The organism is Bradyrhizobium sp. CCBAU 45321 (genome assembly GCF_028128975.1).
GTDB lineage: Bacteria > Pseudomonadota > Alphaproteobacteria > Rhizobiales > Xanthobacteraceae > Bradyrhizobium > Bradyrhizobium yuanmingense.
In genome coordinates, this window is the sequence record NZ_LFKZ01000042.1 from 1 (window position 1) to 642 (window position 642).

A 642-nucleotide genomic window follows, 5' to 3' on the forward strand; every position below is an offset into this window, starting at 1 on the left:
CATGCGGGCAATCGCCCAGGAGCGCCGCCGCTTCGGCTATCGACGCCTGCATGTGCTGCTCAAGCGGGAGGGTCAACTGGGGCAAGAGCGCCACCAACCAAAGGAGAGACCACTCAATGAATAAGCCCAGCCGGGCCTATCGCTTCAACGATGGGCTGGACTACGCCCTCGTGTTCCACCCGACAGGTTACCACTGATGTTCATGTGGATCATCGCAGCCAGCCTCTGCTTCCTGTGGGCCGAGAGTAGGCCCATCTTGACGGACCTGATGGTGTCCTCGAACCCTATGTCCCGGTCGAATGTCTGCGTGAGTGCCCGAGCCCTTCGGTGGATACGATCCTGGGGGCCATGCCTAAGTACAGGGTCACGCCGCAGCCGTGGCGTCGGGCAGGACGGCGCCACCGTTCGCAAGGACGACGACAACACCGAGACCCAGATCGACAAGCCGGAGGGCCAGAACCGAGGGCGGCACCCTCCCGGAACTCCCGGACTTCGATCCGCAGAACGGCGCCGGGTCTTCAACGCCCTCGTGCGGGACAAGATCGGCTGGCAGGAAACCCAGCGGCGCCACAAGAAGCTGTTCCGGCTCTACCTGGAAGAGAGGCTGGCGGTGCGGCGGCGTGGCGGCCGCAAACGGGCGAA

1 protein-coding gene is annotated in these 642 nt (G+C 64.5%); it reads right to left on the reverse strand.

The genetic code is table 11. The annotated features are described in order from the left end of the window. Positions 1 to 364: 364 nt before the first annotated feature. Positions 365 to 642, reverse strand: a 278-nt coding sequence (locus tag ACM43_RS09570) for a hypothetical protein (RefSeq protein WP_271539849.1), incomplete at its 5' end; no start/stop codon positions are given.